Below are 20,446 nucleotides of genomic sequence, written 5' to 3'. Positions count from 1 at the left end.
CTTTGAGGTCGAGGCGAATGAGGGCCTCGTCCTCGGCGATGACGACACGGGTCGTCAGCGGCGGGACGTGCGACTTGTCGTCGTCGGCGACGGGCTGGGGCGACTCGGGGGCGGTCACGGGGGCTCCTCGTTGCGGGGCAGATCTACTGCTGCCAGCAGCCTACCTAGCTGCCAAGCCAGCTGGGCACCGGGTAGACTCCCGACGAGCAATCCTGCCGGGTTGGTGGAATGGCATACACGGATGTCTCAAACACATCTGCCTGAGAGGGCTTGCGGGTTCGAGTCCCGCACCCGGCACGTGCGTCACAAGCGGAGGTTCACATTCTCGTGAATCTCCGCTTTTTGCTACGCAGAGGCACGATCACTCACGCAGAGTGTCTCCATGCACTGCCATGGAACAGAAGTACGACAGCGGGCACTGACCCTCCTGCGAGGCGGCGCGAAGAACGCCGACGTCGCCCGGAGGCTCAACGTCCCGCCCGGCACGATCAGTTACTGGAAGCACGAGGATCGCGCGAAGCGCGGAGAGTGCCCAGGCAGGCATCCAACGCCGTGTCCACGATGCGATGGGCGTGAACTCGACGAAGTCGCGTACGCGTACCTGCTTGGGCTCTACCTAGGCGACGGCCACATCGTTCAGAACCGCGCGATGAGGGCTCCAAGCCTCTCTGTCTTCTGCGCTGACGCACACCCGAAGCTCATGGACGAGTGCGAGAAGGCCATGCGTTTGGTGTTCCCCGGGAACTCCGTGTGCAGAGTCCGGCGCGAGGGATGTCGGGAGGTGAAGCTGTACACCAAACATGTCTGGTGCCTCTTCCCGCAGCACGGGCCGGGCAGGAAGCACGAACGGAAGATCGCCCTGGAGGCCTGGCAGCAAGAGATCGTCCACGCCCATCCCTGGAACTTCATCCGCGGGCTCATCCACTCCGACGGTTGCCGGATCACGAACTGGACCACCCGGGTCATCGGAGGTCAGAAGAAGCGGTACGAGTACCCCCGGTACTTCTTCACCAACGTCTCGGACGACATCCGCCGGCTCTACACCGACACGCTCGACAGACTTGGCGTCGAGTGGACGCACTGCACCCGCGCCGGGCGGCACTACAACATCTCCGTCGCCCGCAAAGCTTCCGTCGCGCTCATGGACGCCCACGTCGGGGCCAAGTACTGACCGACCCCGTCAGCCCGTCACCGGGTCGCCGATGTGGTGGACGCGGACCAGGTTCGTCGAGCCCGGGACTCCCGGCGGGGAGCCGGCCGTGATGACGACGATGTCGCCCTTCTTGCAGCGGCCGATCCTCAGGAGTTGTTCGTCCACCTGGGCGACCATCGCGTCCGTCGACTCCACGTGCGGGCCCAGGAAGGTCTCGACGCCCCAGGTGAGGTTGAGCTGGGAGCGGGTGGCCGGGTCGGGGGTGAAGGCGAGCAGGGGGATCGGGGAGCGGTAGCGGGAGAGGCGCTTGACCGTGTCGCCGGACTGGGTGAAGGCGACGAGGAACTTCGCGCCGAGGAAGTCGCCGATCTCCGCGGCCGCGCGGGCGACGGCGCCGCCCTGGGTGCGGGGCTTGCTGCGTTCGGTCAGCGGCGGGAGGCCCTTGGCCAGTACGTCTTCTTCTGCGGCTTCGACGATGCGGCTCATCGTGCGGACCGTTTCGACGGGGTATTTGCCAACGCTGGTCTCGCCGGAGAGCATGACGGCGTCGGTGCCGTCGATGACCGCGTTCGCCACGTCGCTCGCCTCGGCGCGGGTGGGGCGGGAGTTGTCGATCATCGAGTCGAGCATCTGGGTGGCGACGATGACCGGCTTGGCGTTGCGCTTGGCGAGTTTGACGGCGCGCTTCTGGACGATCGGCACCTGTTCCAGGGGCATTTCGACGCCGAGGTCGCCGCGGGCGACCATGATGCCGTCGAAGGCGGCGACGATGTCGTCGATGTTCTCGACGGCCTGGGGCTTCTCGATCTTGGCGATCACGGGAAGGCGGCGGCCTTCCTCGTCCATGATCCGGTGGACGTCCTCGATGTCTCGGCCGGTGCGGACGAAGGACAGGGCGATGACGTCGGCCCCGGTGCGCAGGGCCCAGCGGAGGTCGTCGATGTCCTTCTCGGAGAGGGCGGGGACGGAGACGGCGACTCCGGGGAGGTTGAGTCCCTTGTTGTCGGAGACCATGCCTCCTTCGACGACGACGGTGCGGACGCGGGGGCCGTCGACCTCGGTGACGTCGAGGGCGACGCGGCCGTCGTCGACGAGGATGCGTTCGCCGGGAGTGACGTCGGCGGCGAGGCCGGTGTAGGTGGTGCCGCAGCCGTGGCGGTCCCCTTCCATGGGTTCGACGGTGATGGTGAATTCATCGCCGCGTTCAAGGAGTACGGGGCCTTCGCGGAATCGACCGAGCCGGATCTTCGGGCCTTGAAGGTCGGCGAGAATGCCGACGCTTCGACCGATTTCGTCGGAGGCCTTGCGTACGTGCTGGTAACGCTCCTCGTGCTCGGCGTAACTGCCGTGGCTGAGGTTGAAGCGGGCGACGTCCATTCCGGCTTCGACCAGTGCCTTGATCTGGTCGTATGTGTCGGTGGCGGGGCCCAGGGTGCAGACGATTTTCGCTCGGCGCATGGTTCGACCCTAGGGCTTACCAACGGGTAGGACATGGGCTGGTCATGACTGGCCAACAACCTTTACATGAAAGCTTGTTGACAACTCTTGAATTTGTGCAGACGGCCGCTCTGATGAGCACTTCGCAGTGCCGCGAGAGCACTAGGAGAGATAGCCGCGGAGGCCCTTGGAGCGGGCCGGGTGGCGGAGCTTCGACATCGTCTTGGCCTCGATCTGGCGGATGCGTTCGCGGGTGACGCCGTAGACCTTGCCGATCTCGTCGAGGGTGCGGGGTTCGTCGCCGTCGAGTCCGTAGCGCAGGGTGATCACGCCGGCCTCGCGTTCGGTGAACTCGGCGAGCAGGGTGCGCAGATGGGAGGCGAGCAGGTCGGCGGCGACGAGGTCGACGGCCGACGGGGCGGCGGCGTCCTCGATGAGGTCGCCGAGCTCGCCCTCGCCGGGTTCGTCGCCGAGGGGGGTGTGCAGGGAGATCGGGGTGCGGTCGTAGCCGCGGACCTGGGCGATGCGCTCGGGGGTGGTGTCGAGTGCGGCGGCGATCTCGGCGTCGGTTGGCGCGCGGTCGAGCTCGGCGGTGAGCTCGCGGCGGGTGCGGGCGACCCGGGCGATCTCGTCGGCCATGTGGACGGGGACGCGGATGGTGCGGGACTGGTCGGCGAGGGCGCGGCCGATGGCCTGCTTGATCCACCAGGTGGCGTAGGTGGAGAGCTTGAAGCCCTTGGTGGGGTCGAACTTCTCGATGGCGCGCAGCAGCCCGAGGTTGCCCTCCTGGACGAGGTCGAGGAGGTGGAGGCCGCGTTCGGTGTAGCGCTTGGCGATGGAGACCACGAGCCGGAGGTTGGCCTCCAGCATGTGGTCCTTGGCGCGGCGGCCATCGAGGGAGAGGCGTTCGAGTTCGGGGGTGGGGTTGCCGGTGTCGGCGATCCGCTGTTCGGCGCGGAGGCCGGCCTGGACGCGTTCGCCGAGTTCGATCTCCTGCTGGGCGGTGAGGAGACGGATGCGGCCGATGCGGCGGAGGTAGTCGCGGACGGGGTCGGCGGACGCGACGTCGGCGGTGGTGGAGGAGGGGCGGGTGGCGAGCTGCAAGGGCGGTTCCTTCCAAGGCAGGCGACCCCGTTTTGGGATCGACATAAAATTAGGCTGAACCCATCACTATGTCAAGCATAAATTTATGTCCGACCTATGAGAGGATGGACGGCATGAGTACACCGACCCTGCGGGAGCAGAAGAAGCAGCAGACCCGGCAGGTCATCTCCGACGCGGCGACCTCGCTCTTCGTCGAGCGGGGCTTCGACCGGGTGACGATCGCGGACGTCGCGGCGGCGGCCGGCGTGGCGAAGATGACGGTCACGAACTACTTCCCGCGGAAGGAGGACCTGGTCCTCGATCTGAGCGAGGGCTTCGTCTCGGGCCCGGCCCGCGTGGTGGCCGCGGCGCTGGCGGAGGGAGGGAATCCCGTGGCGGCGCTGCGGGAGGACTATCTGGCGGCGGTGGAGCAGCGGAATCCGGTGATCGGGTTCGCGCCGGCGCCGTTCGCGCGGATGCTGATGGACAGTGCGGTACTGGTGGCACGGCTGCGGGAGTTCCACGAGCAGCGCGAGGCGGCCCTGGCCGCCGTGCTGGCGGCGGACTGGCCGGCGGGCGATGTCACGCCCGAGGCGGTGGCGGCGCAGTGGGGCGGGGCGCTGCGGGTGTTGTTCGGCCGGCTGGTGGAGCGGGTGCTGTCGGGTGCGGACGTGGACGCGGTGGCCGAGGCCCATGCGGCGGAGGCCCGGCGGGTGTTCGACCTGCTGCCGAAGCCGCCGCTCCCCTCCCCCGCGACCTGAGGGCCGCAGGCGCGTCCCACGCCCCACACCTCACACCTCACGCCCCACGCCCCACGTCCCACGTCCCACGTCCCACGTCCCACGTCCCACGCCGTCTACAGCGTCGGCGGGTGCACCGTGAAGCGGGCCGTCACCTCCGCCGACGCCGTCTGGAGCTGGGGTTCCAGGCTGAGCGGGGGCGGGGCCTCGACGGCTTCGGCGGCGAAGGCCATGCGCATGGAGCCGACCGGAGTCGGCGGCATCAGGTCCGTACCGGTGTCGGAGAGTTCAAGGAGGGCGTCGAGGGTGGTGCCGAGGGCGTCGGCGTACTCGCGGGCGCGCTGGACGGCCGCCTGGACGGCGAGACGGCGTACCTGGGCGTGGGCCGGCGAGTCCGGGCGCAGGGCCCACCAGGGGCCGTCGACGCGGGTGAGTTCGCCTTCGGCCAGTCGGGTGGCGAGTTCGCCGAGGGCGGTGAAGTCGGTGAGTTCGGCCGTGAGGTGCACCCGGCCGGTGTAGGCCCGTACCCGCTCGCCGCGTCCGTGCCGGGCGGGCTCGGGGGTGAGGGTGAACGCGCCGGTCTCCAGGCGTTCGACGGCGTCGCCGTACGACTTGATCAGCTCCAGGGCCTCCGCGTTGCGTCGCGTCAGGTCCCGCAGCGTGGCGTCCCGGTCGGCGCCGCGCGCGCCCACGGTGACGCCGATGCGGGCGATCTCGGGGTCCACCTCCAGGCGCGCCTCGCCGCGTACGGTCACGCGCGGCGCCTGGGGCGTGGGTTCGGCGGCGGCTGCGTCGGTCGGCATGTCCGGCTCCCCTCGTACGTACGGCAGAGACTCCAGCTCCTGGGAACACTTTCGCATTCCGTAACCCGGAAGGGGTGTTCCCGCGTGGGCTCCTGAGCCAGAATCTACGCGCGTTGTGCGCCATCGAACCAAGGAGAACCACATGCCGCTGAACCGCCGGACGTTCCTGGAGAGCTCCGTCGCCGTCGGAGCCGGAGCCGCCCTCGCGACGGGTGTCGCGGCCCCCGCGCAGGCCGCGCCCGCGCAGGCCCCGGGACGTCACCCCAAGCGGTACTCCTTCACCGTCATGGGCACCACGGACCTGCACGGCAACGTCTTCAACTGGGACTACTTCACGGACAAGGAGTTCGACGACAAGGCCCACAACGACGTCGGCCTGGCGAAGATCTCCACGCTGGTCACCCAGGTCCGGGAGGCGAAGGGCCGCTGCAACACGCTGCTGATCGACGCCGGTGACACGATCCAGGGCACCCAGCTGTCGTACTACTACGCCAAGGTCGACCCGATCACGCAGGCCGGCGGCCCGGTGCACCCGATGGCGCAGGCGATGAACGCCATCGGCTACGACGCCGCCGCGCTCGGCAACCACGAGTTCAACTACGGCATCCCGGTGCTGCGGAAGTTCGAGGAGCAGTGCGACTTCCCGCTGCTCGGGGCGAACGCGCTGGACGCGACGACGCTGCGGCCGGCGTTCGCGCCGTACAGCATCCACCGGCTGCGCACCCCGCACGGCCGGGACGTGAAGGTCGCGATACTCGGCCTGACGAACCCGGGCATCGCGATCTGGGACAAGGCGAACGTCAACGGCAAGATGGTCTTCCCCGGTCTTGAGGAGCAGGCCGCGAAGTGGGTGCCGAAGCTGCGCTCGATGGGCGCGGACGTGGTGGTCGTGTCGGCGCACTCCGGTTCCAGCGGCACGTCCTCGTACGGCGACCAGCTGCCGTACATCGAGAACGCGGCGGGGCTGGTGGCCGAGCAGGTGCCGGGGATCGACGCGATCCTCGTCGGGCACGCGCACACGGAGATCCCCGAGTACCGGGTGAAGAACAAGGAGACGGGCAAGGACGTGGTGCTGTCCGAGCCGCTCAAGTGGGGTCAGCGGCTCACCCTGTTCGACTTCGACCTGGTGTGGAGCAAGGGCCGCTGGACGGTCGAGAAGGTCGCCGCCCAGGTGCTGAACTCCAACGCGGTGGCGGAGGACCCGGCGATCACGAAGCTGCTCGGTGACGAGCACACCGAGGTCGTGGCGTACGTGAACCAGGTCATCGGCTCCTCGACGGCGGCGATGGCCACGGCCGACGCGCCGTGGAAGGACGAGCCGATCATCGATCTGATCAACCACGTCCAGGCGGAGACGGTGAAGGCGGCCCTGGCGGGCGGCGCGTACGCGGGTCTGCCGGTGCTGTCGCAGGCGTCGTGCTTCTCGCGGACGGCGCGGATTCCGGCGGGCGAGGTGACGATCAAGGACGCGGCGGGTCTGTACCCGTTCGAGAACACCCTGGAGGCGCGTCTGATGACGGGCGCGCAGCTGCGGGAGTACCTGGAGTACTCGGCGAGGTACTACGTCCAGACCCCGGCGGGCGCGCCCGTCGACCCGGCGAAGCTGACGAACGCGGCGGGGACGCCGGACTACAACTACGACGCGGTGTCGGGGCTGTCGTACGAGATCGACATCGCGAAGGCGGCGGGTTCGCGGATCGTGAACCTGTCGTTCCAGGGCAAGCCGCTGGACCCGGCGGCGAAGTTCGTGCTCGCGGTGAACAACTACCGGGCGAGCGGCGGCGGCGCGTTTCCGCATGTCGCGAACGCGCAGCAGCTGTGGGCGAATTCGGACGAGATCCGGAACACGATCATCCAGTGGGTGAAGGCGAAGGGGACGGTCGACCCGGGGCAGTTCGCGTCGGTGGACTGGAAGCTGACCCGGGACGGCGTGCCGGTGTTCTAGGTTCGCCGGACACTGCTGGGCGGTGTCAGGCTTTGTCGGTGAGAGGCGTCAGCTCCGGGCTCTGGGCCGGGATGCGGGGCGCCTCTCGCTGTTCCAGGCCGAAGCTGGTGAAGGCGGTGCGGCGGGGCAGCGGGTAGGGCTCCTTGCCGGTGAGCGAGTTGAGGATGGTGGCGCTGCGCCAGGCGGCGAGGCCGAGGTCGGGGGCGCCGACGCCGTGGGTGTGCTTCTCGGCGTTCTGGACGTAGACGTTGCCGGTGACGGAGTCGTCGAGGACGAGCCGGAACGCGTGGTCGATGCGGGGGCGGCCGGCGGAGTCGTGGCGCAGGTACGGGTCGAGGCCGGCGAGCATGCGGTCGACGGGGCGTTCGCGGTAACCGGTGGCGAGGACGACCGCGTCGGTGGTGAGGCGGGTGCGGGCGCCCTGCTGGACGTGTTCGAGGTGCAGTTCGATCTTGGTGGCGCCGACGCGGCCGGCGGTGCGGACGCGGACGCCGGGCGTGAGGACGGCGTCGGGCCAGCCGCCGTGGAGGGTGCGGCGGTAGAGCTCGTCGTGGACGGCGGCGAGGGTGTCGGTGTCGATGCCCTTGTGGAGCTGCCATTGGCGGGGCACGAGGTCGTTGCGGGTGGGCTCGGGCAGGGCGTGGAAGTAGCGGGTGTAGTCGGGGGTGAAGTGCTCCAGGCCGAGCTTGGAGTACTCCATGGGGGCGAAGGCCTCGGTGCGGGTGAGCCAGTGGATCTTCTCGGCGCCGGCGGGGCGGGCGCGCAGCAGGTCGAGGAAGATCTCGGCGCCGGACTGGCCGGAGCCGATGACGGTGACGTGTTCGGCGGCGACGAGGCGGTCGCGGTGGTCGAGGTAGTCGGCGGAGTGCAGGACGGGGACGCCGGGGGCGTCCGCGAGGGGGCGCAGGGGTTCGGGGACGTACGGCTCGGTGCCGACGCCGAGGACGATGTGGCGGGCGTAGGCGCGGCCGAGGGCCTCGGCCTCGCCGTCGGCGTCGATCTGGGTGAAGTCGATCTCGAAGAGGGTGCGTTCGGGGTTCCAGCGGACGGAGTCGACCTGGTGTCCGAAGTGGAGTCCGGGGAGGAGTCCGCTGACCCAGCGGCAGTAGGCGTCGTACTCGGCGCGCTGGATGTGGAACTTCTCGGCGAAGTAGAAGGGGTAGAGCCGGTCGAGGGAGCGCAGGTAGGCGAGGAACGACCAGGGGCTGGCGGGGTCGGCGAGGGTGACGAGGTCGGCGAGGAAGGGGACTTGGAGGGTGGCGCCCTCGATGAGGAGTCCGGGGTGCCAGTGGAAGGCGGGCCGCTGTTCGAAGAAGGCGGTGTCGAGGCCGCCGGGGACGCCGTGGGCGAGGGCGGCGAGGGAGAGGTTGAACGGGCCGATGCCGATGCCCACCAGGTCGTGGGGGTGCTCGTGGTCGTTCTGGGGGGTGCTGCCGGTCATCGGTCGCTGCTGCCTTCCACGAGGGTCACGAGGGTGAGGATCTGTGCCAGGTCGCCGGGGGTGGTGTGCGGGTTGAGCAGGGTGGCCTTGAGCCAGAGCCGGCCGTCGGCGCGCGCCCGGCCGAGGACGGCGCGGCCGTCGGCGAGGAGGGTGCGGCGGACGGCGGCGACGGAGTCGTCGGCGGCGCCCTGCGGCCGGAACAGGACGGTCGTCAGGGTGGGCCGGGCGTACAGCTCCAGGCCGGGGCTCTGCTCCACGAGGTCCGCCAGGTGCTGTGCCTGCGCCATGCAGGTGTCGACGAGGGCGCCGAGGCCGGTGCGGCCGAGGGCGCGCAGGGTGACGGCGGTCTTGAGGATGTCGGGCCGGCGGGTGGTGCGCAGGGAGCGGCCGAGGAGGTCGGGCAGGCCGGCGTCGGTGTCGTCGTCGGCGTTGAGGTACTCGGCGGTGTGGGCGAGCGGGGCGAGGTCGGCGGTGTCGCGGACGGCGAGGAGGCCGGCGGCGGCGGGCTGCCAGCCGAGTTTGTGCAGATCGAGGGTGACGGTGCGGGCCCGGGCGAGGCCGGTGAGCAGGGCCCGGTGGACGCTGCTGAACAGGAGCGGGCCGCCGTAGGCGGCGTCGACGTGGAGTTCGGCGCCGTGGGCGTCGCACAGGTCGGCGATCTCGGGCAGCGGGTCGATGACGCCGGTGTCGGTGGTGCCGGCGGTCGCGGCGACGAGGAGGGGGCCGGTGAGGTCGGTGAGGGCCTCGTCGAGGGCGACGGGTTCGAGGGCGCCGTTGGGGGTGGGGACGACGACGGGTTCGGGCAGTCCGAGGATCCAGGCGGCGCGGGCGAGGGAGTGGTGGGCGTTGGCGCCGACGACGGCCCGGACGGACCCGTGGCGTTCGCGGGCGAGGAGCAGGGCGAGCTGGTTGGACTCGGTGCCGCCGGTGGTGACGAGCGCGTCGGGGTGGGCGGCCTCGGGGTAGACCTCGGCGGCGAGGGCGGCGGTGACGAGGGCTTCGAGGGCGGAGGCGGCGGGGGCCTGGTCCCAGGAGTCCATGGACGGGTTGAGCGCGGACGCGGCGAGGTCGGCGGCGACGGCGAGCGCGAGCGGCGGGGTGTGGAGGTGGGCGGCGCAGAGGGGGTCGGCGGGGTCGGCGGCGCCGGCGGCGAGCGTGTGCACGAGCAGGCGCAGGGCCTCGCCTGAGCCGTAGCCGTCCTCGGGGAGCGCGTCCCCGAGCTCCTTCCGTACGCGCCGGGCGACGCCCTCGGGCCCCCCGGCGGGCAGCGGCCCGCCCCGCTCGGCGGCGCCGGCGTGGAGGGCGTCGAGCACGGTGTCGAGGAGTGGGCGGAGGGCGTCGGGGCCGGGGGTTCCTCCGGCTAGGGGCGGGGGCGGGTCGGCACGCATGGACGACAGAGTGCCGGGGGTTCTGCCGGTATGTCCGACAGGGCCGAACAGGCAACCCGAACGGGGGACGGGGCCTTGTGCGGGCCCCGCACCCGGGGTACGGGCCGTCGGGTGCGGGTCCGCGGTCGGGTTGTGCCCACCCGTGCCGCCCTGCGGAACGATTGCCCGCAACCGGAGGGCGGCAGGGGGGTTACGCCTCCCGCACTCGCAACGCCCTGGCCACGTCGTCCAACTGGTCGACCAGTTTGCGGCGGAGGGCCGGGGTGAGGTCGCCCGTTGTCAGGTGGGTCTCGCCCGTAGTGAGGGATTGTGCGTCGATCGCGTACGTCGGGAAGGCGTAGCGGCCGGCGGCTTCGGCCATGGCGGGGCCTCGGCGGGCGGCCATGGCCGTGGCGTCCTCGTAGAAGCGGGGGACGTAGTCCTGGACGAGGTCGGTCTGCTCCGGCTGCCAGAAGCCCTGGGCGGTGGCGGTGAAGAGGTAGTTCGAGAGGTCGTCCGACTCGAACATCGCGGACCAGGCGGTCGCCTTCGCCTCCTCCGTCGGCAGGGCGGCGAGGCAGCGGGCCGCGCCCTCCTGGCCGGAAGCGGAGGGGTCGCGGGCGAGTTCGGCCCCGATCGCGGTCTCATCGGTCGCGCCGAGGACGGCGAGCCGGGCGAGGATCCGCCAGCGCAGCTCGGGGTCGAGCTCGGGGCCGCCGTGGACGGTGCCCTCGTCGAGCCAGGAGGCGATCTTCTCGGGGGTGGAGGCGCTCTCGACGAAGGTGCGCACGGCGGTCAGGCGCAGGCCGGGCGCGTCGCCGTCCTCGGTGCGGCGCAGCAGGTCGCGGGCGATCGCGGTGATCGTGGCGAGGGCGGCGGGGCGGTCCTCGGGGCTCGCGTAGCGGTCGGCGATCTGGGTACGGGCGAAGCCCAGTACGCCCTGGACGACGGCGAGTTCGGTCTCCTCCGGCAGGTGCGCGAGGGCGGTCTCCAGGTACTCGGAGGGGGCGAGTTCGCCGTCGCGGACCATGTCGCGCAGGGCGTTCCAGACGACGGCGCGGGTCAGGCCGTCGGGGATGGAGGAGAGCGAGCGCAGGGCCGTCTCCTCCGACACCGCGTCGAAGCGCATCTTGGCGTAGGTCAGGTCGCCGTCGTTGAGCACGACGAGGTCGGGGCGGCGTCCGGCGCGTACCACCACGGAGTCGCCCTGCGGCACGTCGGTCTCGACCCGTTCGCGCAGGACGAGTCGGCCGCCGTCGACCGGGTCGCGGTCGTACGCGCCGACCGTGACGCGGTGCGGGCGGTCGCCGTCCTGGTCGACGGTGAGGTGCCAGTACCCTTCGGCCTCCCCCACCGCGGGCCGCAGGGTGTCCACGCCCGTGGTGCGCAGCCACTTCTCGGCCCAGCCGTGGACGTCGCGGTCGGTGGCGGAGGCGAGGTTGTCGATGAAGTCGGCGAGGGTGGCGTTGCCGAACTTGTGCCGCTTGAAGTGGGTGTTGATGCCGGCGAGGAAGTCCTTCTCCCCCATCCAGGCGACGAGCTGGCGCAGCGCGGACGCGCCCTTGGCGTACGAGATGCCGTCGAAGTTGAGCAGCGCGGAGGCGGTGTCGGGGACGGCGTCGGGGTCCGGGGCGACGGGGTGGGTGGAGGGGCGCTGGTCGGCGTCGTAGCCCCAGCCCTTGCGCGTGGTGCCGAAGTCGATCCAGGTGTCGGGGAAGCGGTCGGAGCAGGCCTCGTCGACGGTCTGGAAGCCCATGTACTCGGCGAAGGACTCGTTCAGCCAGATGTCGTCCCACCAGCGCAGGGTGACCAGGTCGCCGAACCACATGTGGGCCATCTCGTGGGCGATGACCATGGCGCGGGTCTGCCGCTCGGTGACGGTGACGGCGGAGCGGAACACGAACTCGTCGCGGAAAGTGACGAGACCGGGGTTCTCCATGGCGCCCGCGTTGAACTCGGGGACGAAGGCCTGGTCGTAGGAGTCGAAGGGGTACGGCTCCTCGAACTTCTCGTGGTAGCGGTCGAACAGGTCCTTGGTGATGTCGAGGATCTCGTCGGCGTCCGCGTCCAGGTACGGGGCGAGGGAGCGGCGGCAGTGGATGCCGAAGGGCAGGCCGGCGTGCTCGGTGCGGACGGAGTGCCAGGGGCCGGCGGCGACGGCGACGAAGTACGTGGAGAGCAGCGGGGTGGGCGCTGCCTTCCAGCGGCCGTCGTCCTGCTGCTCGGTGACGGTGTTGGCGAGGACGGTCCAGCCCTCGGGGGCCTTCACCGTCAGCTCGAAGACGGCCTTCAGGTCGGGCTGGTCGAAGGCGGCGAAGACGCGCTGCACGTCGTCCATGAACAGCTGGGTGTAGACGTACGCCTCACCGTCGGTGGGGTCCGTGAACCGGTGCATGCCCTCGCCGGTGCGCGAGTACCGCATCGACGCGTCGATCCGCAGCTCGTGCTCGCCCTCGGTCAGCCCGGTGAGGGGCAGCCGGTTCTCCGCCAGCGCCGCGGGGTCGAGCGGCGCGCCGTCGAGGGTGGCGGAGCGCAGGGTGACCGGCTTCAGCTCGACGAAGGTGTCCCCGGGGGTGCGGGCGGTGAACCGGATCAGGGTGGTGGAGTCGAAGGTCTCGTCTCCGGTGGTGAGGTCGAGCTCCACGGCGTAGTGGTGGACGTCGAGGAGCTGGGCACGGGTCTGCGCTTCGTCGCGCGTCAGTACGGACATGGGGCCCATGCTGCCTGATGGGGTGCGGGCGGGGCAGGGGGTGGCGGGGGTTCCGCTCTGGGCCGAGCCGCCGCCCCTTGCCCCTCGGCCTGCCCCTCGGCCTGCCCCTCAGGCCAGGCCCGATCCCGTCAGGTGTGCGAAGGCCGCCGTGATGCCGGGGCGGTCGTAGCCCGCGGGGCCCTTGGCTCCGCTGGAGAGCAGGGCGGTCAGCAGCAGCCTGGCCTTGACCGGGTCCAGCGGGCCCGCGGGGACGAGGCCGCGGTGCAGTACGTCGTACTCGGAGCCGGGGCCGCGGTAGGTGTGGGAGAGCGTCGCGCCCGCGCCGGTACGGGAGGCGAGGACGACGGGGATGCGGGCGGCCAGCGCCTCCAGGGGCTCGACCAGCCAGGTCGGGACGTGTCCGGCGCCGAAGGCGGCGACGACGAGGCCGTCGAAGCGGTCGTCGACGGCGTCGAGCAGCTCGCCGCGGTCGCCGAGCGACAGGGTGAGCAGGGCGACCCGTACGTCCGGGTCCAGGCTCAGCGGGTGCGTGGTCGTCGTGGCGGCGGGGCGCAGCAGGATCCGCGGGACGCCCTCGACGACGTGCCCGAGCGGGCCCGCGCCGGGCGAGGCGAAGGTGGCCACGGAGGTGGTGTGCGTCTTGCGCACGTGCCGGGCGGCGTGGATCTCGTCGGCGAGGACGACGACGACTCCGAGGCCGCGGCAGCGCGGGTCCCCGGCGACGGCGATCGCGGCGGCGAGGTTGGCGGGGCCGTCCGCGCCGGGCAGGTCGGGGCGGCGCATCGCACCGGTGACCGCGATCGGCTCCTTCGTCTCGCACAGCAGGTCGAGCAGGAAGGCCGTCTCCTCCAGGGTGTCGGTGCCCTGGACCACGACGACGCCGGATCCGGCCGCCACCGTCGCGCGCACCTCCTCCGCCAGCGCGTGCAGGTCCGCGAGGGACAGCGAGGAGCTGGGCAGCCGGCGGAAGTCCCGCAGGTCGACGTCGGCGCCGCCGACGACCTCCGCGCCGGACATCCGGCTCGCGTCGCCGCCGCGCGCCGAAATGGTCCCGCCGAGCGTGAAGACGGTGACGCGGCCCATCAGTGAGCTCCCTCGGGGGTGGCGGAACCGGCAGCGGCGGAAGCCCCTGCCTCCGCGCCCGCCGTGTCCGCGATCGTCTCGTGGTGGCGGATGACCTCGGCGATGATGAAGTTCAGCAGCTTCTCGGCGAAGGCCGGGTCGAGCTTTGCGCTCTCCGCCAGCTCGCGCAGCCGGGTGATCTGGCGGGACTCGCGCGCCGGGTCGGCCGGCGGAAGGTGGTGCTGGGCCTTCAGGACGCCCACCTGCTGCGTGCACTTGAAGCGCTCGGCGAGCATGTGAACGACCGCCGCGTCGATGTTGTCGATGCTCTCGCGCAGCCGGGTCAGCTCGGCCCGTACGGACTCGTCGATGTCGCTCATGAGCAGCGAGCCTAGCCCGATCACCCGGCGATCGTGGGCGGGTGATCGGGATCCGGGATGCGGTCGCTCCAGCCGCCGGGCACCACACGGCCCTGCTGCTCGCGGAAGCGGATGGGCGCGGTCCCCACCCTGCGGGTGAACAGCCGGGAGAAGTACGCCGGATCGTCGTAGCCGACCCGCCGGGCGACGGCGGCGACGGGCAGCTCGGTGGCGGCGAGGAGTTCCTTCGCCCGGCCTAGCCGGACGGTCAGCAGGTAGTCCTTGGGGCTGCAGCCCGCCGCCCGGCGGACGGCGGTACGCAGCTCGGACGGGGTCATGCCGTGCCGGGCGGCGTGCTCGGCGACCGACAGGGACTGGAAGGCGTCGCGGGCCAGGGCGGTGAGGACGGGGTCGCCGTCGGCGTTGGTGTCGGCGCGGGCGCGGCGCAGCGCGACGAGGAGCTCGTGGACGGCGGCGGCGGTCTCGACCTCCAGGAGCGGGTTGCCGCGCCGGGCGGCCCTGGCGATGCGGCCGATGGCGCTGCGCGCGCCGGCCGCGTCGGCGAGGGGGACGACGGGGCGGTCGGGCTCGATGTAGCCGAGTTCGGCGTACGTGGCGGTGGCCGGCCCGGCGAAGTCGACGAAGGCCTCGTCCCAGCCGGCGCCGGGGTCGGCGGAGTAATGGTGCGGGACTCCGGGGGTGAGCCAGATCAGGGCGGGGGCGGTGACGGTGGTGCGCCGGCCGTCGGGTCCGCGGTACCAGCCGCTGCCGGCGCTGACGACGACGGCGACGTGGTGGTCGAGGGTGCGCGGGCCGACGGTGGGCAGCGCGCCGTGCTGGAGGCCGACGCCGAGGCAGACCAGGCCCAGGCGGTGGTGGACCGGGCCGGGCGTGAAGTAACGCATCCAGGTGTGGTACATCCGGCCCCGCCTCTCCTCGCAGGTCTGTTCTCGCAGGTCCGCGCTCGTACGCTCGCACGCCCGCACACCCGTACGTCCGTACGCTCTTACGTCCAAACAGCGCCGATCTTTGTCCATGGACCCGTCCTCCGCCAGAGGGCGAAGGTGGCCCCATGAGCGAGTTCACGGTGGGTGACACGGAGTTTCTGCTGGACGGGCGGCCGGTGCGGCTGCTGTCGGGGGCGCTGCACTACTTCCGGGTGCACGAGGACCAGTGGGAGCACCGGTTGGGGATGCTCCGCGCGATGGGGCTCAACTGCGTGGAGACGTACGTGCCGTGGAACCTGTACCAGCCGGCGCCGGGCCGGTACGGGGACGTGGCCGCGCTCGGCCGGTTCCTGGACGCCGTCGGCCGGGCGGGCATGTGGGCGATCGTGCGGCCCGGTCCGTACATCTGCGCGGAGTGGGAGAACGGCGGGCTGCCGCACTGGCTCACCGGCCCCCTGGGGCGGCGGGTGCGGACGGACGACCCGGAGTTCCTGGGCCCGGTGACGGACTGGTTCCGGCGGCTGCTGCCGCAGGTGGCCGAGCGGCAGATCGACCGGGGCGGTCCGGTGGTGCTGGTGCAGGTGGAGAACGAGTACGGGAGCTACGGCTCGGACGCCGGCTATCTGCGCCGGCTCGCGGACCTGCTGGTGGAGTGCGGGGTGACGGTGCCGCTGTTCACGTCGGACGGGCCCGAGGACCACATGCTGACGGGCGGATCGGTGCCGGGGGCGCTGGCGACGGCGAACTTCGGCTCGGGCGCGCGGGAGGCGTTCGGAGTGCTGCGCCGGCACCAGCCGCGCGGGCCGCTGATGTGCATGGAGTTCTGGTGCGGCTGGTTCGACCACTGGGGCACGGAGCACGCGGTGCGGGACGCGGCGGAGGCGGCGCAGGCGCTGCGGGAGATCCTGGAGTGCGGGGCCTCGGTGAACGTCTACATGGCGCACGGCGGGACGAGCTTCGGCGGCTGGGCGGGCGCGAACAGGGCGGGCGAGCTGCACGAGGGGGCGCTGCGACCGACGGTCACCTCGTACGACTACGACGCGCCGGTGGACGAGCAGGGGCGGCCGACGGAGAAGTTCTGGCGGTTCCGCGAGGTGCTCGCGGCGTACGCGGACGGGCCGTTGCCAAAGGTGCCGGGGCCGCCGGCGCGCCTCGCGTCGCCGGTGTCGGGGGCGGCGGCCGAGTGGGCGCCGCTGCCCGAGGTGCTGGAGGGGCTCGGCGACGAGGAGCGGGGCGCGCCGCTGCCGCCGTCCTTCGAGGAGCTGGGCGTGGACCGGGGCCTGGTGCGGTACCGGGTGGAGGTGCCGGGGCCGCGGCAGCCGTACCCGCTGTCGGTGGCGGGGCTGCGGGACCGGGCGGTGGTGTACGTGGACGGGGTCCTGGCGGGCGTGCTGGACGCGGAGGACGCGGTGCTGCCGGAGCCGGTGGCGGGCCCTGCGACGGTGGAGCTGTGGGTGGAGTCGCTGGGCCGGGTCAACTACGGGCCGCGGCAGGCGGAGCCGAAGGGGATCACCGGCGGGGTACGACACGAGCGGCAGTACGTGCACGGGGTACGGGCGCGGGGGCTGCGGCTTGACGCGTTCGGCGCGGAGGCGGTCGCGAAGCTGCCGTTCGGGCCGGTCGCGCAGGGCGGCGGGCCGGGCCTGTACCGGGCGACGGTGCAGATCGCGAGCGGCGGCGTCGGCGATGCGTCGCTGACGCTGCCCGGTTGGACCCGCGGCTTCGCGTGGGTGAACGGCTTCTGCCTGGGCCGGTACTGGAGCGTGGGCCCGCAGGATGCGCTGTACGTACCGGGCCCGGTGCTGCGGGAGGGCCCGAACGAGGTGTGGGTGCTGGAGCTGGAGGGCGGGGCGGGGGCGGGGGTGGAGCTGGCGTGACGGGCCCCAGGGGTCGCGGGGATCGGCCCGCCCTCTGACGCGCCCCGGGGGCGGACCGTACAGATCCGGCCCGCCCCCGGTCTTGCGCAGTGTGCCGCTACGACGTCACGCCGTCGCTACGACGTCACAGAGTCGCGGCCGCCGACTTGATGGCGGAGGCGAAGGTGGACACCTCGGAGTAGACGCCGGGGTAGCCCGCCCGCGCGCAGCCCTCGCCCCAGCTCACGATGCCGACCTGGATCCAGGCGCCGGCGCTGTCGCGGCGGAACATCGGGCCGCCCGAGTCACCCTGGCAGGTGTCGACGCCGCCCTCGTTGTAGCCGGCGCAGATCTCCTCGCCGGGGACGAGGGAGCTGCCGTACGCCGCCTGGCACTCGGCGTCGGAGACGAACGGCACGGTCGCCTTGCGCAGGTACCGCTGCTGCGCGCCGCCCTCACGCGTGGCGCCCCAGCCGGCGACGGTGAACGTGCCGTTGTTGTACGCGGTCGTCTCGGCGATCTTGAGCGTCGGCACCGAGGTGATCGGCGAGGCGAGCTTGATCAGGGCCCAGTCCTTGCCCTGCCCGTTGTAGCCGGGGGCCTGGTGGACCTTGGTGGACTTGACCTTGATGGCGCTGCTGCTGCGCAGGTCGACGACCCCGGCGGTGGCGGTGATGCTGGTGTTGGGGCCGGATCCGTCCACGCAGTGCGCGGCGGTGAGGACGACCGTCGGGGTGATCAGCGAGCCGCCGCAGCCCATGGAGAGCCGGACCATCCAGGGGAACTCGCCCTGGGCGGCGCGGGTGCCGCCGACGACCGGCATGGTCGCCGCGGTGGCGGTGGAGGTGGGCTGGAGGCTGACCGCGGCGAGGACGACCGCGCCGGCCGCGACGGCTCTCTGCAGGAAACGCACAAACGTCTTCTTCAACTGACTGCCTTTCGTGGGGGGTTGTTCCATGCGTTGCTCCATGCGCGCACCCATCGGATGGCATGAGCTCGTCAAGGTGCGGTCCGATTGTGGAGACCGGGGTACGGGGCTCACAAGACCGCCTTTTCGGCCATGAGGACGTGCGGGGCCCGCACGTAGAGTTGAGGGGGCGAGGACACGCGGAGGGGGTGCCGATCGTGGCGAACGGTAGCGAAGTCGTACGCGGATTCCCGCACCTCGACACGGTGCACGGCGCGATCACCGCGCTCTACAAGCGCCTTTCGGCGGACGGCGTGCTGGCCTACGCCGGCAGCGTGGCCCCGGCGGACGTGGCCCTCGGCGACGACGAGGACCTCCATCTGGGGACCCAGCGGGTGGCCAGGGCCCTGGTGCGGCACCTGCGGCTGCCGGAGGCGCGGATGGTGGTGAGCTTCCGGGCGATGGAGCATGCCGCGTCCGTCGAACTGGCCGCCGGGCCGGAGTACTTCATCGAGCTGAACGATAGGTTCCGCCGCCATCGCCGGGACATCGGCGCGGCGCTCGCCCACGAGATCACCCATGTGCTGCTGCACCGGCTCGCCCTCGCCTTCCCCGGGCGGCGGGAGAACGAGCTGCTCACCGACACGGTGACCGCCTACCTGGGCGCGGGCTGGCTGCTGCTCGACGCGTTCCGCGAGGACGAGCTGACCAGCCAGAAGCTCGGCTATCTGACGCCGGAGGAGTTCGGGTACGTGCTGGCCCTGCGGGCGGAGGTCTTCGGCGAGGACCCCTCCCCCTGGTTCACCAGCCCGCAGGCGTACGAGGCGTACGCCCGCGGCCGCGACCGGGCGCAGCGCGAGGCGCGCCGGCCGCCGCTGGCGGGGGCGGGCTGGGCGCGCCGGCACCGGTACGTGAAGGAGCGCCGGCACGGCCGGGCGGGGCCGGACGCGCCGTACGCCTTCGAGGGCGCGGGGGCGTCGCTGCGGGTCTCGTTCGACTGCCCGACCTGCTGGCAGCGGATCCGGATCCCGGCAGCGGGGCGACCGGTGCGGGCGCGGTGCGGACTGTGCCGGAGCCTCCTGGACTGCGAGCCGTAGAGAGGGGGGTCGGCGGATTTGGCGAACGGGGGCTTCGCGGGGGATCGTCAGTGTATGGACGATCTGTTCGAGGCCGTGTACGCGGGGGACGACGACGCCCTCGTACGGCTGCTGCGCTCCGGGGCTCCCGCCGACGCGGCCGACGAGGACGGGCAGACCGTCCTCTATCTCGCGGCGCTGCAGAACCGGCAGGGCGCGGTCCGCATCCTGCTGGCGGCCGGGGCGGATCCGGAGCGGAGCAGCGGGCAGGACGCCGGGGACCTGCCGTTGTGCGGGGCGGCGTGCGGCGGGCACACCGAGGTGGCGCGGGCGCTGCTGGCCGCGGGCGCGGGGGCCGACCGGCAGGAGGCGTACGGCTTCACGGCCATGGCCTGGGCGGTCCGGCAGGGGCACGCCGACACGGTGCAGGCCCTCCTGGAGCACGGCGCGGATCCGAACCTGCCGGGGCCCGACGGGCTGCCGCCCTTGGTCGCGGCGGCGCGGCGGGGCTCGACCGGATGCGTGCGGGCGCTGCTCGGCTTCGGCGCGGGCCCGGTGGAGGACGCGCTGCGCGAGGCGCGGCACTGGCTGGGCGTCGACGTCGAGGCGACGCTGCTGCGCTCGCTGACGGAGATGTACGGGGCGGGGTACGAGTCCGTGGTGCGGCGGGTCCCGGAGGACGGCGGGATCACCGTGATCGTCGAGCTGCTGCGGGAGGACGGGGCGCCGCTGGCGGGGAACGAGCAGCAGACCGGGCACGCGGCGGTCGTCACGCTGCTCGAGGGCGAGCTGGGGCTGCGGACGTCCTTCGAGGAGCTGGCGGAGCGGGCGCTGCGGTGCGGGGACCCGGAGCTGGACGACTGGACGGAGTCGGTGGCGGCGCTGTGGCGACGCGGCGACGAGGAGACGTTCCGGGCGGCGGCCGCGTACTGCGGGGCGGCGGGGGACGAGCTGCGGCAGGCGTTCGGGGCGAGCGTCCTCGGCCAGCTGCGGGAGTTCGCGCCGCGGGCGCTGCCGCTGCTGCGGGAGCTGTCCCGTGAGGCGCGGGACGGTGCGCTGGTGGAGTCGGTGGTCGCGGGCCTCGGCCAGTTCGCGGACCCGGCCGCTCTGCCGGAGATCCTGCGCCACGCCGGCCACCCCGACCCGGACGTCCGCCGCCGCGTCGCCGTGGCGGCGACCGGCCTGGTCCCGGAGGGCGACGCCCGCGCGGTCGACGCCCTGGTCGCCCTGAGCCGCGACGCGGACACGGGCGTACGCGACTGGGCCACGCTGGCCCTGGCAGAGGTCCCCGGAGACACCCCCGCCGTCCGCGAGGCCCTGGCAGCCCGCCTCGCCGACCGAGACCCGGACACCGCAGCCGAAGCCGCCCGAGGCCTGACCATCCGCCAGGACCCCAGAGCGGTGGACACCCTCCTGCGCCTCCTCTCCACCGAACCCCCGGAGAGCGCCGCCCGAGACACGGCCCTGGCCGCCCTGGAGTTCGTCCAGGACCCGCGGCTGCGCGCCCGCCTGGAGTGGACTACGCCGCGCTGACGTGGTCGGACCGGGCCCGCCCCCGAA

The 20,446-nt window shown here is 72.3% G+C and carries 15 protein-coding genes, 1 tRNA gene and 2 pseudogenes; 7 read left to right on the top strand and 11 right to left on the bottom strand.

Annotation, left to right across the window (positions count from 1 at the left end; translation table 11 throughout):
- Positions 1–118: pseudogene (locus VIU94_RS20170) on the bottom strand (response regulator); the annotation flags it as partial.
- 96 nt (positions 119–214) lie between these two features.
- On the opposite strand from VIU94_RS20170, the gene VIU94_RS20165 reads away from it, so the two are divergent.
- Positions 215–297 (top strand) — tRNA-Leu (locus VIU94_RS20165).
- A gap of 85 nt (positions 298–382) precedes the next feature.
- Positions 383–1,171: a helix-turn-helix domain-containing protein gene (locus VIU94_RS20160; protein WP_331913233.1), complete on the top strand. Its 789-nt coding sequence runs from the start codon at positions 383–385 to the stop codon at positions 1,169–1,171.
- Between the two features lie 9 nt (positions 1,172–1,180).
- Here the strand turns inward: VIU94_RS20160 and pyk are convergent, their stop codons facing one another.
- Positions 1,181–2,611, bottom strand: coding sequence for a pyruvate kinase (pyk, locus tag VIU94_RS20155; protein WP_331913232.1), 1,431 nt, complete (start codon positions 2,609–2,611; stop codon positions 1,181–1,183).
- A gap of 141 nt (positions 2,612–2,752) precedes the next feature.
- Positions 2,753–3,652: pseudogene (locus VIU94_RS20150) on the bottom strand (sigma-70 family RNA polymerase sigma factor); the annotation flags it as partial.
- Between the two features lie 155 nt (positions 3,653–3,807).
- Between VIU94_RS20150 and VIU94_RS20145 the strand changes: the two are divergent.
- Entirely contained in the window at positions 3,808–4,434 is a 627-nt protein-coding gene (locus tag VIU94_RS20145) for a TetR/AcrR family transcriptional regulator (protein ID WP_331913231.1), read from the top strand.
- 95 nt (positions 4,435–4,529) lie between these two features.
- Here the strand turns inward: VIU94_RS20145 and VIU94_RS20140 are convergent, their stop codons facing one another.
- A complete protein-coding gene (locus VIU94_RS20140; RefSeq protein WP_331913230.1) occupies positions 4,530–5,216 on the bottom strand; it encodes an SIMPL domain-containing protein in 687 nt (228 codons plus the stop codon).
- Positions 5,217–5,358: 142 nt separating this feature from the next.
- On the opposite strand from VIU94_RS20140, the gene VIU94_RS20135 reads away from it, so the two are divergent.
- Positions 5,359–7,161, top strand: a complete 1,803-nt coding sequence (locus tag VIU94_RS20135) for a bifunctional metallophosphatase/5'-nucleotidase (protein WP_331913229.1) — start codon at positions 5,359–5,361, stop codon at positions 7,159–7,161.
- A 25-nt stretch (positions 7,162–7,186) separates the two neighbouring features.
- Here VIU94_RS20135 and VIU94_RS20130 read toward each other — a convergent pair whose 3' ends face one another.
- The 6 genes from VIU94_RS20130 to VIU94_RS20105 all read right to left on the bottom strand — a co-directional run bounded on the left by VIU94_RS20130 (position 7,187) and on the right by VIU94_RS20105 (position 15,020).
- On the bottom strand, positions 7,187–8,602 hold the full coding sequence (locus tag VIU94_RS20130; RefSeq protein WP_331913228.1) for a lysine N(6)-hydroxylase/L-ornithine N(5)-oxygenase family protein: 1,416 nt from the start codon (positions 8,600–8,602) through the stop codon (positions 7,187–7,189).
- Positions 8,599–9,990, bottom strand: coding sequence for a pyridoxal phosphate-dependent decarboxylase family protein (locus tag VIU94_RS20125; RefSeq protein ID WP_331913227.1), 1,392 nt, complete (start codon positions 9,988–9,990; stop codon positions 8,599–8,601). Before VIU94_RS20125 ends, VIU94_RS20130 begins: the two co-directional genes overlap by 4 nt.
- A 190-nt stretch (positions 9,991–10,180) precedes the next feature.
- Positions 10,181–12,679, bottom strand: coding sequence for an aminopeptidase N (gene pepN, locus VIU94_RS20120; RefSeq protein WP_331913226.1), 2,499 nt, complete (start codon positions 12,677–12,679; stop codon positions 10,181–10,183).
- Positions 12,680–12,787: 108 nt separating this feature from the next.
- Positions 12,788–13,762, bottom strand: coding sequence for an asparaginase (locus VIU94_RS20115; RefSeq protein ID WP_331913225.1), 975 nt, complete (start codon positions 13,760–13,762; stop codon positions 12,788–12,790).
- Entirely contained in the window at positions 13,762–14,121 is a 360-nt protein-coding gene (locus VIU94_RS20110) for a chorismate mutase (protein ID WP_331913224.1), read from the bottom strand. Before VIU94_RS20110 ends, VIU94_RS20115 begins: the two co-directional genes overlap by 1 nt.
- A gap of 20 nt (positions 14,122–14,141) precedes the next feature.
- A complete protein-coding gene (locus VIU94_RS20105; protein ID WP_331913223.1) occupies positions 14,142–15,020 on the bottom strand; it encodes a helix-turn-helix domain-containing protein in 879 nt (292 codons plus the stop codon).
- A gap of 152 nt (positions 15,021–15,172) precedes the next feature.
- Here VIU94_RS20105 and VIU94_RS20100 point away from each other — a divergent pair, with 152 nt between their 5' ends.
- On the top strand, positions 15,173–16,924 hold the full coding sequence (locus tag VIU94_RS20100; RefSeq protein WP_331913222.1) for a glycoside hydrolase family 35 protein: 1,752 nt from the start codon (positions 15,173–15,175) through the stop codon (positions 16,922–16,924).
- A 124-nt stretch (positions 16,925–17,048) separates the two neighbouring features.
- On the opposite strand, the gene VIU94_RS20095 is transcribed toward VIU94_RS20100, so the two are convergent.
- Positions 17,049–17,861 (bottom strand): S1 family peptidase, encoded by an 813-nt coding sequence (locus VIU94_RS20095; RefSeq protein ID WP_331913221.1) that lies wholly within the window; start codon positions 17,859–17,861, stop codon positions 17,049–17,051.
- Between the two features lie 167 nt (positions 17,862–18,028).
- Here VIU94_RS20095 and VIU94_RS20090 point away from each other — a divergent pair, with 167 nt between their 5' ends.
- On the top strand, positions 18,029–18,907 hold the full coding sequence (locus VIU94_RS20090; RefSeq protein WP_331913220.1) for a hypothetical protein: 879 nt from the start codon (positions 18,029–18,031) through the stop codon (positions 18,905–18,907).
- Positions 18,908–18,961: 54 nt separating this feature from the next.
- The gene (locus VIU94_RS20085) at positions 18,962–20,419 is read left to right on the top strand and encodes an ankyrin repeat domain-containing protein (protein WP_331913219.1); all 1,458 of its coding nucleotides are present in this window, start codon (positions 18,962–18,964) and stop codon (positions 20,417–20,419) included.
- Positions 20,420–20,446: the final 27 nt, after the last annotated feature.

The organism is Streptomyces sp., from assembly GCF_036566765.1.
Taxonomy (GTDB): Bacteria; Actinomycetota; Actinomycetes; order Streptomycetales; family Streptomycetaceae; genus Streptomyces.
The sequence above is the reverse complement of the archived record's forward strand: the minus strand, read 5'-3'. Positions and strand labels throughout refer to the sequence as shown.